Origin of the sequence: Streptomyces camelliae (assembly GCF_027625935.1) — a bacterium.
GTDB lineage: Bacteria > Actinomycetota > Actinomycetes > Streptomycetales > Streptomycetaceae > Streptomyces > Streptomyces camelliae.
Genome location: NZ_CP115300.1, coordinates 2,737,695 through 2,749,941 on the forward strand (window position 1 = coordinate 2,737,695; position 12,247 = coordinate 2,749,941).

11 protein-coding genes are annotated in these 12,247 nt (G+C 70.6%); 10 read left to right on the forward strand and 1 reads right to left on the reverse strand.

The features are described from left to right. Positions 1 to 10: 10 nt before the first annotated feature. Positions 11 to 613, forward strand: coding sequence for a TetR/AcrR family transcriptional regulator (locus tag O1G22_RS12260; protein WP_270081400.1), 603 nt, complete (start codon positions 11 to 13; stop codon positions 611 to 613). A gap of 37 nt (positions 614 to 650) precedes the next feature. On the opposite strand, the gene O1G22_RS12265 is transcribed toward O1G22_RS12260, so the two are convergent. Then, a complete protein-coding gene (locus O1G22_RS12265; RefSeq protein WP_270081401.1) occupies positions 651 to 1,796 on the reverse strand; it encodes an IS701 family transposase in 1,146 nt (381 codons plus the stop codon). Positions 1,797 to 2,152: 356 nt separating this feature from the next. On the opposite strand from O1G22_RS12265, the gene galU reads away from it, so the two are divergent. The 9 genes from galU to O1G22_RS12310 all read left to right on the forward strand — a co-directional run bounded on the left by galU (position 2,153) and on the right by O1G22_RS12310 (position 12,233). Further along, the gene (galU, locus tag O1G22_RS12270) at positions 2,153 to 3,049 is read left to right on the forward strand and encodes a UTP--glucose-1-phosphate uridylyltransferase GalU (RefSeq protein WP_270081402.1); all 897 of its coding nucleotides are present in this window, start codon (positions 2,153 to 2,155) and stop codon (positions 3,047 to 3,049) included. Positions 3,050 to 3,158: 109 nt separating this feature from the next. Next, positions 3,159 to 4,160 carry a ParB/RepB/Spo0J family partition protein gene (locus O1G22_RS12275; RefSeq protein ID WP_270081403.1) on the forward strand — a complete coding sequence of 334 codons (1,002 nt, stop codon included), beginning with the start codon at positions 3,159 to 3,161 and terminating at the stop codon, positions 4,158 to 4,160. Between the two features lie 11 nt (positions 4,161 to 4,171). Then, positions 4,172 to 5,644, forward strand: a complete 1,473-nt coding sequence (locus O1G22_RS12280; protein ID WP_428986353.1) for an MFS transporter — start codon at positions 4,172 to 4,174, stop codon at positions 5,642 to 5,644. A gap of 63 nt (positions 5,645 to 5,707) precedes the next feature. After that, positions 5,708 to 6,493, forward strand: a complete 786-nt coding sequence (locus O1G22_RS12285; protein ID WP_270081405.1) for an SDR family NAD(P)-dependent oxidoreductase — start codon at positions 5,708 to 5,710, stop codon at positions 6,491 to 6,493. Between the two features lie 2 nt (positions 6,494 to 6,495). Beyond that, complete coding sequence (locus O1G22_RS12290) at positions 6,496 to 7,104, forward strand: sigma-70 family RNA polymerase sigma factor (protein WP_270081406.1); 609 nt, start codon at positions 6,496 to 6,498, stop codon at positions 7,102 to 7,104. Then, complete coding sequence (locus tag O1G22_RS12295) at positions 7,101 to 8,810, forward strand: FAD-binding oxidoreductase (protein ID WP_270081407.1); 1,710 nt, start codon at positions 7,101 to 7,103, stop codon at positions 8,808 to 8,810. Before O1G22_RS12290 ends, O1G22_RS12295 begins: the two co-directional genes overlap by 4 nt. Positions 8,811 to 9,005: 195 nt before the next feature. Next, positions 9,006 to 10,220 (forward strand): non-hydrolyzing UDP-N-acetylglucosamine 2-epimerase, encoded by a 1,215-nt coding sequence (gene wecB / locus O1G22_RS12300; RefSeq protein WP_270081408.1) that lies wholly within the window; start codon positions 9,006 to 9,008, stop codon positions 10,218 to 10,220. A 22-nt stretch (positions 10,221 to 10,242) separates the two neighbouring features. After that, positions 10,243 to 10,950, forward strand: a complete 708-nt coding sequence (locus tag O1G22_RS12305; protein ID WP_270081409.1) for a hypothetical protein — start codon at positions 10,243 to 10,245, stop codon at positions 10,948 to 10,950. 20 nt (positions 10,951 to 10,970) lie between these two features. After that, positions 10,971 to 12,233 carry an FG-GAP repeat domain-containing protein gene (locus O1G22_RS12310; protein ID WP_270081410.1) on the forward strand — a complete coding sequence of 421 codons (1,263 nt, stop codon included), beginning with the start codon at positions 10,971 to 10,973 and terminating at the stop codon, positions 12,231 to 12,233. The last annotated feature ends 14 nt before the right edge of the window (positions 12,234 to 12,247 follow it).

Consider the following 12,247-nt stretch of genomic DNA (forward strand, 5'->3'; position numbering starts at 1 on the left):
GAGGACGTATGTGAAGAAGAAAGAGCAAGCCACCCGCACGCGCACCAACCTGGTCCTGGCCGCGGCACGCAACTTCGACCGGCACGGGTACGACGGTACGTCCCTGGCGGCGGTCTGCGCCGACGCGGGCATCTCGATGGGAGCGCTGACCTTCCACTTTCGCAGCAAGGCCGCCCTGGCGGCGGCGGTGGCCGACGAGGGTGTCGGCGAACTGCAGCGGATCCGCACCGCGCGCCCGCGCACCGGCCGGCCGCTGCACGACCTGTCCTGCCTGGTCCTGGCCGTGGCGGCGACCCTCCACCGCAGCGTTCACGCCCGGTCCGCGGCACGGCTGATCGCCGAGGGCCATGTCGTCTCCGACTGGCCGGCGGACTGGCGCGGTGAGGTCGAAGAGCTCGTCGAGTGCGCGTGGAAGAGCGGGGCCCTGACCGAGGAGGTGCGGCCGGGGACGGCCACCCGGCTCGTCCGGCACCTGGTGGACGGCGTGACGGTCGACGCCCGCGTCACCGGCGGGCAGCCCGGCCCGACTCCGCCCGATTTCGCGGAGGTCTGGCGGGCCGCCCTGACCGGCCTCGCCGCCGACCCGCGGAACAGCGCTGCCGGCCTTCCCTGAAGGACGTGTCGGCAGCGCGGGCCGGCGGGCTGCCCGGTCAGCCGCCCGCACGCCCTGCGCTCGCCCGGCGCAGGCGGTAGTGCGTGAATGCGGCGGACACCAGGGTCGCATGGTGGTGCCAGCCCGGGAACGAGCGGCCCTCGAAGTCCTGCAGGCCGAAGTCGCCGCTCAGGGAGTTCACGACCGCGGTGGCCAGGCGGGGCTGGCGCATCAGGGGCAGCAGCTGGGAAAGCGGCCGGTCGACCAGGTTCGTCAGCCAGACCCGGGTGCCCCGGCCGCCCGCCCGCCGCTGGGCCAGCATCCGCAGCCTCGGCTGCCGCGCGGCCGCGCCGGGCAGGACGACCGGCAGGGACAGGATGTCGAGCCCGTGGTACTGCTCGCCGCTGGTCATGGTGCTGCCCTGGGTGTCGAGCAGCCGACGGACACTGAGGGGCGCGGAGGCGAGATGCGGCGCCGCCATCGCGCGCACGGTGAACGTCTCGGGCACCTCGACGACGAAGGGCTGCTCACTGCGCGACAGATGGGCGAGGAAGGCGGCGCGGTCCGGCAGCCACGACACATCGGCGGTGAGCGGGGCCTGCGGACCCGTGGTCCACGAGGTGACGCGGCGCACGAGTTCGGCGGCCTGGGACCACATGGCCCCGCTGGCCTCCTCGGGCAGCCGTACGCGCAGGCGCAGTTGAGGGTCCGTCACCCAGTTCTCGGGGATGTAGAGGTTCCAGTCGACCGGGAGCGGGCCCTCGCCGTCGCAGAGGAACAGTCCGATGCCCAGCTGGCAGGTGGTGGTCCGGCCCAGGAACGGGTCGAAGCGCCGGTGCACGCCGACCGAGTGCTCACCGCGCTTGGGGATGAACGCCGGTGCCAGCGCCCACGCGGTGGCGGTGGTCGTCCGCTCCACCCAGTGCAGCAGGTCCTGACGGATCATCTGCCAGTCCCAGGGGCTGGCGTTGACGAACTGGTGCATCGACTGCGACGCCGTGGAGGAATCGCTGACGGAGTCCGCGAGCCTGCGCACCGACTTCTTGCCCGGCGTCTGCAGCAGGGCCCGGACATAGAGCTCGGCCCACCTGCGCTGGTCGGCCCGCGGCAGCCGGCCGAAGACCGCGTCGGTGAACGAGTTCAGCTGACGGGCCTCGCCGAGGTCGGCCAGATCCCTCGGATCCGGCTCGTACAGCACGGTCATCTGACAGTCCCTCCCACACGGCGGCGTTGACCCATCCAGCATAAATAGCGTTCTTTATGTTGCTGCGAAGGGAGGGTGATCCGCCACCACTTTGGCAAGTCGGGGACACCGAAAGGCGTGAAATCACCCCAGAACGACCGGCTCGACGGGGGTGGATACGGGGCCGGGCGCCGCCGGAACTCTTCGCGGACTCCCCTAAGTAGCGTCCGTTCGCGGCTTCGGACTCGCAGCGGCAAGACCGTTCCTGCGCACACTGACGGCCGACGGCGAGGCGGCTTCGCACCCTCGCCCGGGTCGCCACAGGCCACCCTCCAGGCCGTGCATCACGGCACTCCCCCAGTCTTTGGACAACCGACATGAGTGAGATAACGAAAGCTGTCATCCCCGTCGCGGGGCTGGGCACCCGCTTCCTGCCCGCCACCAAGGCCACGCCCAAGGAGATGCTGCCGGTGGTGGACAAGCCGGCCATCCAGTACGTCGTCGAGGAGGCCGTCAGCGTCGGGATGCGCGACATCCTGATGGTGACCGGGCGCAACAAGCGCGCTCTGGAAGACCACTTCGACCGCAACTGCGAGCTGGAACTGGCCCTGGAGAAGAAGGGCGACACCGACCGGCTCGCCGCCGTCCACGCCTCCACCGAACTCGCCGACATCCACTACACCCGTCAGCGCGACCCGCGGGGCCTCGGGCACGCCGTACTGTGCGCCGCCCCGCACGTGGGCGACGAACCCTTCGCCGTCCTGCTCGGCGACGACCTCATCGACCCCCGTGACCCGCTGCTCGCCCAGATGCAGCAGGTGCGCCGCCGCCACGGCGGATCGGTGGTCGCACTCATGGAGGTCGCCCCCGAACGCAGCCACCTCTACGGCTGCGCGGCGGTGGAGCGCGAACACGGAAGCGACATCGTGCGGGTCACCGATCTCGTCGAGAAGCCGGCGCCCGGCACCGCCCCGAGCAACCTGGCCGTCATCGGCCGCTACATCCTCGACCCCGCGATCTTCCCCGTACTGCAGCACACCGCGCCCGGCCGCGGCGGCGAGATCCAGCTGACCGACGCCATCCGGACGCTCGCCCACGAGGGACACCCCGTGCACGGAGTGGTCTTCTCGGGACGGCGTTACGACACCGGAGACCGGGCCGACTACCTGCGCGCCGTCGTCCGGATCGCCGCCGACCGCAGCGACCTCGGCCCCGACTTCATCGAGTGGCTGCACGAGTTCCTGGGCCGCGCCCCGGCGGCGCTCACCGTCTGATGCGTCCAACTGTGCCCGGAGCGCCGGTTGCACACCGGCATCTTCAGCGAGTTGGCGATGTCGTCGTCGTCCGACTCCGCCGGATGGATAACGACAGGAGAGGCTCCGTATGGTCCACGAGCGAATACAGAAGCGCATACAGAGAAGCGGCCGGACACCGGAAGGACACCCCGAACCCGAGTACCGCGTCGCACTGACCGCTCTGAAGAACATCGTCAAGGTCAGGCTGGACGGCCCGGACGACCGGCACACACGGGCCCTCGCCGCATGCGACGAGTTCCCGCCGATCCTGGTCCACCGCCCCACCATGGCGATCCTCGACGGCGTCCACCGCTTTCACGCCGCACACCTGCGGGGTGACACCCACATAGCGGTGCGATTCTGCGACGAACCGCTGGAGAAAGCCTTCGTCCGCACGGTTCGGGAGAACGTGCGGCACGGCCTTCCGCTGACGTACGCCGACCGTACGGCGGCGGCCGGGCGCATCCTGACGGCTCATCCGCACTGGTCGGACCGCTATGTCGCAGGGGTCGCCGGGCTCTCCCCGAAAGCCGTCGCCGACCTGCGCAAGGGCGCGCAGCAGGCGACAGGTCCGACGCATCGCCTCGGCCGCGACGGCCGGCTGCGTCCCACCGACGCGGACGAACGGCGCCGGCGCGCGGCCGAGATCCTGCGCAGCGAGCCGGACTCCTCGCTCCGCGAGGTCGGGCGGCTGGCCGGCATCTCGCCCACCACGGTGCGGGACGTGAAACGCAGGATCGAGAACGGTCAGGAGCCCATTCCGCAGCGGTCCGCGGACACCACGGCCCGGACCGCCGGGGAGGGCGACACCGCGTCACCGTCGCCCCGGCACGACCCGGCGGCGGGGGCGGATCCGGCGGATTTCCCGGCGCTGGTGAAGCGCCTGTGCAGTGAGCCGTCACTGCGGCACTCCGCCGACGGACGGCTTCTCCTGCGCCTTCTCGACCTGCATCTGGCGGCACAACGGAGTTCCGCCCGGATCGCCTCGGCGGTCCCCGCACATCAGATCGCGACGGTCGCCGTCGTGGCCGCCCGCTGCCGGCAGATCTGGCACGACATGGCGGCGGGACTCGAAAGAACTGAGAAGTGAGAGAGGAAAACATGTCTGTTGTTGATGGTGTGTCGGAGGGGGCGGTCTCGGCCGGTCCGGGTGGTCCTGGTGGTTCTGGTGGTGCTGGTGGTCCGGTGGCGGGGCAGGGGTTGACGTCGCGGATGCGGCTGACGCTGGTGGTGCTGCTGGTCGCGCAGTTCATGCTGGCGGTGGACTTCTCGATCCTGAACGTGGCACTGCCGGTGATCGGCAAGGGGCTGGGGTTCTCGCTGGGCAACCTGCAGTGGATCGCGACCGCGTTCGCTCTGTGCGCGGCCGGGTTCACCCTGCTGTTCGGCCGGGTCGCGGACCTCTTCGGCCGGCGCCGGCTCTTCCTGGGCGGCCTGGCCGTCCTCGGCCTTGCCTCCCTCGCCGGGGGTCTGGCCACCAGCCCCGCGATCCTCATCGCCGCCCGCATCTTCCAAGGGCTCGCGACCGCGGCGGTCACCCCGGCCGGGCTGTCCCTGCTGACCACCTCCTTCCCCGAAGGACCCCTGCGCCAGAAGGCGCTGGGCCTGAACGGGGCACTGATGTCGGCCGGGTTCACCACCGGCGCCATCCTCGGCGGCGTCCTGACCGACCTGCTCTCCTGGCGCTGGTCGTTCTTCATCAACGTGCCCGTCGCCGCCGCCGTCCTCGTCATCGCCCCGATGGTGCTGACCGAGTCCCGCCCCCAGACGCGCCCCCGCCTGGACCTGCCCGGCGCACTCAGCGTCACCCTCGGCCTGCTCGCCGTCGTCTTCGGCTTCACCCAGGCCGGCGAACACGGCTGGACCAACCCCACCGCCCTTCTCGTCCTCGCAGCAGGGATCGTGCTGCTCATCGCGTTCTACTTCATCGAACGCACCAGCCCCGCCCCCCTCGTCCCCGTCAGTGTGCTGTCCCGGCGCACCGTGGCCTGGGGCAACGTCGCCGGTGTCCTGGCCTTCGTCACCGAGACCTCCCTGGTCTTCCTGATGACCCTCTACCTGCAGAAGGTCCTCGGGTTCTCCCCGCTGGCCGCAGGCCTGTCCTTCGGCGTGCTCGGTCTGGGCACCGTCCTGGGCGGCACCCTCGCCCCCCGCGTCATCGCCGCCACCTCCACCCGCACCACCCTGATCCTCGGCGCCCTGATCCAGACCGCCGCCACCGCCGCCCTGCTCCTGCTCGGCACCAGCACCCACAGCCTGGGCCTGCTGCTGCCCGCCACCTTCATCGGCGGCATCGGCAACATGCTCCTCATCGTCGGCTTCATGGTCACCGCCACCAGCGGCCTGCCCGACCACGAACAGGGCATGGCCACCGGCCTTGCCACCATGAGCCAGCAGATCGGCATCACCATGGGCACCCCCGTCATGAGCGCCATCGCCACCGGCGCCATGACCACCACCACCGTCACCGGCATCCTCGACGGCATCCAGACCGCCGTCGCCGTCAACACCGCCCTCGTCCTCATCACCGCCCTCACCAGCGCCCTCTTCCTACGCACCCCCACCACCAAGTAGGCGACGACCACCAGGGCGGGGAGGCGACTGCCAGGCCTCCCCGCCCCCGGCCAAGGACAACCGATGGACCTTCAGCTCAAGGGACGGGTCTACCTCGTCACCGGTGCCTCCTCCGGGATCGGCCTCGCCACCGCCCGCGTTCTCGCGGCGGAGGGGGCACAGGTGGTGGGCGTGGCCCGGAACACCGCGTCCCTGCCCGACACCGACCCGAACATCGTCGCCCACCAGGGCGACCTCACCCACCCGCACACCGCGAACGAGGCGGTGCAGCGGACCCTCGACCTCTTCGGCCGCCTCGACGGCCTGGTCAACAACGCCGGAGCGCTGCGGTCGCGCACGAGCTTCCTGGCGGTCACCGACGCCGACTGGCACGAGACCTTCGAGCTGAACGTCCACGCGGCGGTCCGCGTCACCCGGGCCGCGCTCCCGCACCTGATCGACAGCGGAAACGGCAGCCTGGTCCATGTGGCGAGCGAGGCGGCCCGCTACCCGGACCCCTCCATCGTCGACTACGCCGCGTCCAAGGCGACCCTGCTGTCGCTGTCCAAGTCCCTCGCCGCCGAGTACGGCCGTCAGGGCGTACGGTCCAACATCGTCTCCCCGGGACCCACCCGCACCGCCCTGTTCGACGCTCCGGGGGGCTTCGCCGAGCAACTGGCGCAGTGCCTGCGGATGACACCCGACGAGGCGGTCGACCACTTCGTCCGCGAGGAACGCCGGCTGCCGAGCGGGCGCATCGGAACGCCGCAGGACGTCGCCACCGTCATCGCCTACCTGCTGTCGCCGCTCGCCTCCCAGATCACGGGAGCGGAATGGGCCGTCGACGGCGGCGCCCTGCGGCAGATCTGACCATGACCGCCACCCCGACGGCGACGCCCCCGACGCGTGCGCAGGCCTTCGAGGCGGAGGCACTGCCGTACCGCTCCGACCTCCTCGCCGCGGCCAGGCGCCTGGTCCGCTCGCCCGCCGACGCCGAAGACCTCCTGCAGGAGACCTACTTGAAGGCGTTCCGTTCCTTCCACCAGTACCGGCTCGGCACCAACATCCGTGCCTGGCTGTACCGGATCCTGATCACCACGTTCATCAACGACCACCGCCGCGGCCAGGCCCGGCCGCGCACCGCGGAGCTCTTCGACGAGGACCTGCACGCCCGCCCGGCGCAGTACCCGGCGTCCTGCCGGCTGGCGTCGGCGGAGGAGCAGTACCTGGCAGAGCTCGCGCATCCCGACATCGGCCGGGCACTGCGGGAGCTCCCCCAGGAGTACGCGGCGGCGCTGCGCCTGGCGGACATCGAGGGTCTCTCCTACCAGGAGATCGCACAGATCCTCGGGGTCGCCACCGGCACGGTGGGTTCGCGGGTGCACCGCGGACGCCGCCGGATGCGGGAGCTGATCCCCCACATGGACCCCCGCCGTACGAACGCCACACCACCCACGCATGCGAAGGAGCCCATGACATGACCGGAATCGACAGGCGCAGCCTCCTCGGCCGCGGTGCCGCCGTCGCCGGAGGCGCGGCCGTGACCACCGGCCTGCTCGCCACGAACGCCCGTGCGTCGGCCGGAAAGTCCGGCGCGGGAACCGGAAAGTCCGGCGCCGGGACCGGAACGGCCGGCGCCGAGATCGGCAGCACGGTGACGCGCGGGGACTCCCGCTATCCCACCCTCATGACGGGCAACAACCAGCGGTTCGTGGCCACTCCGGACTACGTGAAGATGATCCGCTCCTCGACCGACGCCGAGCGGGCCCTGGCGAAGGCCGTGCAGGAGGGGAAGAGAATATCCGTGCGCAGCGGCGGTCACTGCTTCGCCGACTTCACCTCCAACCCGGAGGTCGAGGTGATCCTCGACTTCTCGGAGATGACCGAGGTCGGCTACGACCCTCGGATGCGCGCCTTCTTCGTCGAGCCCGGCGCACGGCTGCTCAACGTCTACGAGGCCCTGTTCAAGGGGTGGGGCGTCACGGTGCCGGGCGGCATCTGCTACAGCGTCGGGGCCGGCGGACACATCGCCGGCGGCGGGTACGGCCTGCTCTCCCGGGCCCACGGCCTCGTCGTCGACCATCTGTACGCCGTCGAGGTGGTGGTCGTCGACGCGGCCGGCCGGACCCGTACGGTCACCGCGACCCGGGAGGCCGACGACCCGAACCGGGACCTGTGGTGGGCGCACACCGGGGGCGGCGGCGGCAACTTCGGGCTGGTCACCCGGTACTGGTTCCGCTCGCCCGACGCCCATGGCAGCCGGCCGTCGGACCAGCTGGTGAAGGCGCCGGCGACGGTACTGGTCAGCGCCGTCGACATCCCCTGGGTCGGCCTCGACGAGAAGTCGTTCAAGCGGCTGGTGAAGAACTTCGGTGCCTGGCACGAGACGCACAGCGCCCCGGACAGCCCTTACCGGCACCTCAGCAGCCTGTTCAACGTGTCCGCCAAGGCGCACGGCAGCCTGGGGATGTTCACCCAGATCGACGCCTCCGTCCCCGGCGCACGCGACATGCTCGACTCCTACATGGCGGCGATCACCAGTGGCACCGGGGTCACGGTGCGGTCACTGGACCGCGGCAACGGGGAGCTGCCGGCCATGCCGGGACTGCACCGGCCCAGGGAGCTCCCCTGGCTGCAGGCGACCAAGCTGGTCGGCACCGACAACCCGACGATCACCAATCCCACCTCGCGCGGCGGACACAAGTCGGCCTACATGCGCCGGAACTTCACCGACGCACAGCTGACGGCGCTGTACACATACATGACGCGCCCCGACTTCACCAATCCCGACACCATGCTGGTGCTGTTCTCGTTCGGCGGCCAGGTCAACGCCGTGCCGGAGGACGCCACCGCCAACGCCCAGCGGGCCTCCGTCTTCAAGATGTGCTTCCAGACCTTCTGGAGCGACCCGGCCGAGGACGAGTTCTATCTGGGGTGGCTCCGGGGCCTCTACGGGGAATTCTTCGCGGCCAGCAACGGCGTACCGGAAATCAATGACGCAACGGACGGCTGCTACATCAACTATCCGGACCGCGACATGACCGATCCGCGCTACAACCGTTCCGGAACCCCGTGGACCACGCTGTACTACAAGGGGAACTATCCGCGGTTGCAGCAGGTGAAGCGCCGTTACGACCCCAGCAATGTGTTCCGGCACTCCATGTCCATTACTCCTGCCCGGAGTTGATTCCACACCCGACCGATCCGACCCGGCCGGCCCTGCTCTGCGGAGCGGGGCCGGTTTTTTTGCGCGCTCGCGTACAACTGGGAAATTGCTCGCGTTGACCCCGTGACGCCGAAATGCGACTCTCTTTTCCGTCAGCACATCGCCTCCCGGAAAAGGGAATTGACGGCGACTATGAATTGGACGGGGAGAAAGAAAATGCGAACTGTTTCCGTGGTCATAGGGACGAGGCCGGAGGCCATCAAGATGGCCCCCGTGATCAAGGCGCTGCAGGCGCATCCGGACCTCGACCCCGTGGTCATCTCGACCGGGCAGCACCGGCAGATGCTGGACGAGACCCTCGACGCCTTCGGTCTGGCGGCCGACATCGACCTGCAGGTGATGGCTCCGCAGCAGACGCTGTCCCAGGTGACGGCCCGGATCCTGAACGGCCTGGAGGACCGGCTCCCCGGCCTCGGCGCCGACGCCCTGCTCGTGCACGGCGACACGGCCACCACCCTCGCCGGCGCCCTCGCCGGCTTCCACCACGGTGTGCCGGTCGTCCACGTCGAGGCCGGCCTGCGCAGCGGCGAACTGTCCTCGCCCTTCCCCGAGGAGGGCAACCGGCGCCTGGTCGGCCAGGTCTCCGCGCTCCACCTGGCGCCGACCCCGGCCAACCGCACCAACCTGCTGTGCGAGGGCATCCCCGACGAGACGATCGTCGTCACGGGCAACACCGTCATCGACGCCCTGCGCTGGGCCGGCGACCACGCCACCGAGTACGGCCACCCCGCCCTGCGGGACCTCGACGACGACCCCCGCCGTGTCGTGCTCGCCTCCGCCCACCGCCGCGACGCCTGGCCGCAACTCGCCGACATCGCCGCCGCGTTCCGCCGGATCGCCGACGAGCCCGGCACCCGCGTGGTGATCCCGCTGCACCGCAATCCCGCGGTGCGCCGGGCGATCCTGCCCGTCGTCGCGGGACACCCCGACATCACCGTCACCGACCCGCTGCCCTACCTGAGCTTCATGAAGCTGCTCAAGCGGGCCGACCTGATCGTCTCCGACAGCAGCGGCGCCCAGGAGGAGGGGCCGGCGCTCGGCAAGCCCACCCTGGTGCTCAGCGACGTCACCGAGCGCAGCGAAGCCGTCGTGGCCGGCACCGCCAAGCTGGTGGGCAAGACGACCGAGGGCATCGTCGCCGCCACCCTGGACCTGCTCCGCGACCCGATCGCCTACGACCGTATGGCCAGTGCCGCCAACCCCTACGGGGACGGCCGGGCCGCCCAGCGCACGGTCGACAGCGTCGCCTGCTTCCTCGGACTCGGCGACCGGCCGGAGCAGTTCGTCCCCGAGACCCCCGTCGACCAGCTCGCCGCCGAGCTGGCCCGCAACGCCGACTACCGGCCGCACGAGCCCCAGCCGGCCTCCTGAGCACCGAGGACGAGGACTCCCGATGAGCCAGAACACCGTCCGTCCCCTGGACCTCGGCACCCCGCACATGCCGGTCCTGCTGGTCGAGAACGTCGACCACTACCGGGTGACTGGGCCCGCCGTCGTCATCAACCCCCACCCCGAGCCCATCCACCTCGACGTCGCACCGCCGGTCACGATCCCGGCCCTGTCGTCCACGATCCTCACCGGCACGACGATCGTGAGCGCCCCGTCCGTCATCGTCGTAGCCGCCACGGACGCAACCGCAGCGGACGTGCTCCGCGCACCGGGCTGGCACCTCCTGGGCGACCTGCTGCCGGCCTTCCCGAAGGACACCCCGCTGTGGAAGGGCCCCCAGGCGGCGGCGGGTTCGGCCCGGCTGGACGCGCCCCACCTGCTCGGGGAGCGCTCCGACCGGCGGCCGGAGGAGACCTACGGCATCAAGGTCAACCTCTGGTACGCGCCGGCCGGCACGGACTGCGCCATCCACAACGAACACGACTTCATCGAGATCCACACCCAGATCACGGGAGTGGGCCGGATGCAGAAGTTCCACGCCCGCGACCACAGCACCCTCTACCAGGACATCCCGATGGCACCCGGCTACACCACACCGCAGCCGTTCTGCGTCACCGCCCCGGACGGCGGCTACCGCTACCCCTGGCACCAGTACCGCGCGGACACCGACTGCGTCTGGCTCGCCGTCGAGTACCACCGCCCCGCCCGCTGACCCACCCGAGAGGACCCGCCATGACCGAGAACCACCTCACCACCCCGATCCCGCCGGCCTTCACCGCCGAGGTCGTCGCCGAGCAACTGCGCGACGGCTACTGGCTGGAGGCCCCGGACATCGACCAGGACGGCCGGCCGGACCTGTTCGGCTACGGCCTGCGCCTCGGCGAGATCTACTGGTACCAGAACGACGAGCGGTGGACCCGCCGTCTGGTGGCCGACGGCATCAGGATGCCCGTGGGCGCCGACTTCGCCGACATCAGCGGCAACGGCCACCCGGACGTCGTCGTCTGCTACGAGCTGTACGGCCCGATCGGCACCATCCACGACCCCGACCCGGCAGGCGGAAAGATCGACTGGCTGGAGAACCCGGGCAGTCCGGACAAGGACGAGTCCCGCTGGAAGCGGCACTACGTCGGCCGGGCCACCGGTATGCACCGGCTGCGCGTCGGACACTTCACCCGCACCGACCGGCTGCAGATCGTCGGCGTGCCGATCGTCGCCCAGGCGGACGTCCACGCGGTGCTGCCCGTCGTGATCTTCACCCAGCCCGACGACGTCCACACCGCCGACGAGTGGCCGATGGAGACCATCGACGACAGCCACTTCCGCATGATCCACGGAGCCGAGAAGAAGGCCGGGCTGATACCGGGCTCGGACCTCGACTCGCTGCTCTTCGCCTCCGACGAGGGCGTCACCTGGCTGTACTTCGACGAGGCGACGGGTCAGTGGGTGCGCCGGCTCATCGGCACCGGCGAGGTCACCCAGTTCGAGCAGACCGGGTTCCGCGGCAGCGGGGACGTCAACGCCGGCCGTATCGGTGACGACCCGATGGCGTACGTCGCGGCCATCGAGCCCTTCCACGGCAACACCGTCGCCGTCTACACCAAGACGGGCACCGACGAGCAGGGCGCACCGGTCTGGGGACGCACCCTGCTGGACGTCTACGGAGACCCCAACGAGAGCGGCGAGGGGCCCGGACACCAGATCGTCTGCGCGGACTTCGACGGGGACGGCGAGGAGGAGTTCCTGGTGGCACTGCGCGGCCCGTGGCCGTGGCAGGGCGTCATGTACTACAAGGCCATCGACCTGGCCGCCGGCGTCTGGGCCAAGTGGCGGGTCGGCGAGGAGTCCGTCGCCCGGATCGCCACCGGCGACTTCAACGGCGACGGCCGCCTGGACTTCGCGACCATCGCCTACTCCGTGCAGAACTACTACGTGGCCAAGGACGCCAAGATCATGCTCTACCGGAACCGGATGCCGCGCGGCGACGCCGAGTAGGCCGCCTCTCTCCC

What these genes read in the sequence shown, in the direction of transcription:
- O1G22_RS12265 (WP_270081401.1), bottom strand. Translation starts at nt 1,796, where the DNA reads ATGACCGTGCTGTACGAGCCGGATCCGAGGGATCTGGCCGACCTCGGC.
- galU (WP_270081402.1), top strand. Translation starts at nt 2,153, where the DNA reads ATGAGTGAGATAACGAAAGCTGTCATCCCCGTCGCGGGGCTGGGCACC.
- O1G22_RS12275 (WP_270081403.1), top strand. Translation starts at nt 3,159, where the DNA reads ATGGTCCACGAGCGAATACAGAAGCGCATACAGAGAAGCGGCCGGACA.
- O1G22_RS12280 (WP_428986353.1), top strand. Translation starts at nt 4,172, where the DNA reads ATGTCTGTTGTTGATGGTGTGTCGGAGGGGGCGGTCTCGGCCGGTCCG.
- O1G22_RS12285 (WP_270081405.1), top strand. Translation starts at nt 5,708, where the DNA reads ATGGACCTTCAGCTCAAGGGACGGGTCTACCTCGTCACCGGTGCCTCC.
- O1G22_RS12290 (WP_270081406.1), top strand. Translation starts at nt 6,496, where the DNA reads ATGACCGCCACCCCGACGGCGACGCCCCCGACGCGTGCGCAGGCCTTC.
- O1G22_RS12295 (WP_270081407.1), top strand. Translation starts at nt 7,101, where the DNA reads ATGACCGGAATCGACAGGCGCAGCCTCCTCGGCCGCGGTGCCGCCGTC.
- wecB (WP_270081408.1), top strand. Translation starts at nt 9,006, where the DNA reads ATGCGAACTGTTTCCGTGGTCATAGGGACGAGGCCGGAGGCCATCAAG.
- O1G22_RS12305 (WP_270081409.1), top strand. Translation starts at nt 10,243, where the DNA reads ATGAGCCAGAACACCGTCCGTCCCCTGGACCTCGGCACCCCGCACATG.
- O1G22_RS12310 (WP_270081410.1), top strand. Translation starts at nt 10,971, where the DNA reads ATGACCGAGAACCACCTCACCACCCCGATCCCGCCGGCCTTCACCGCC.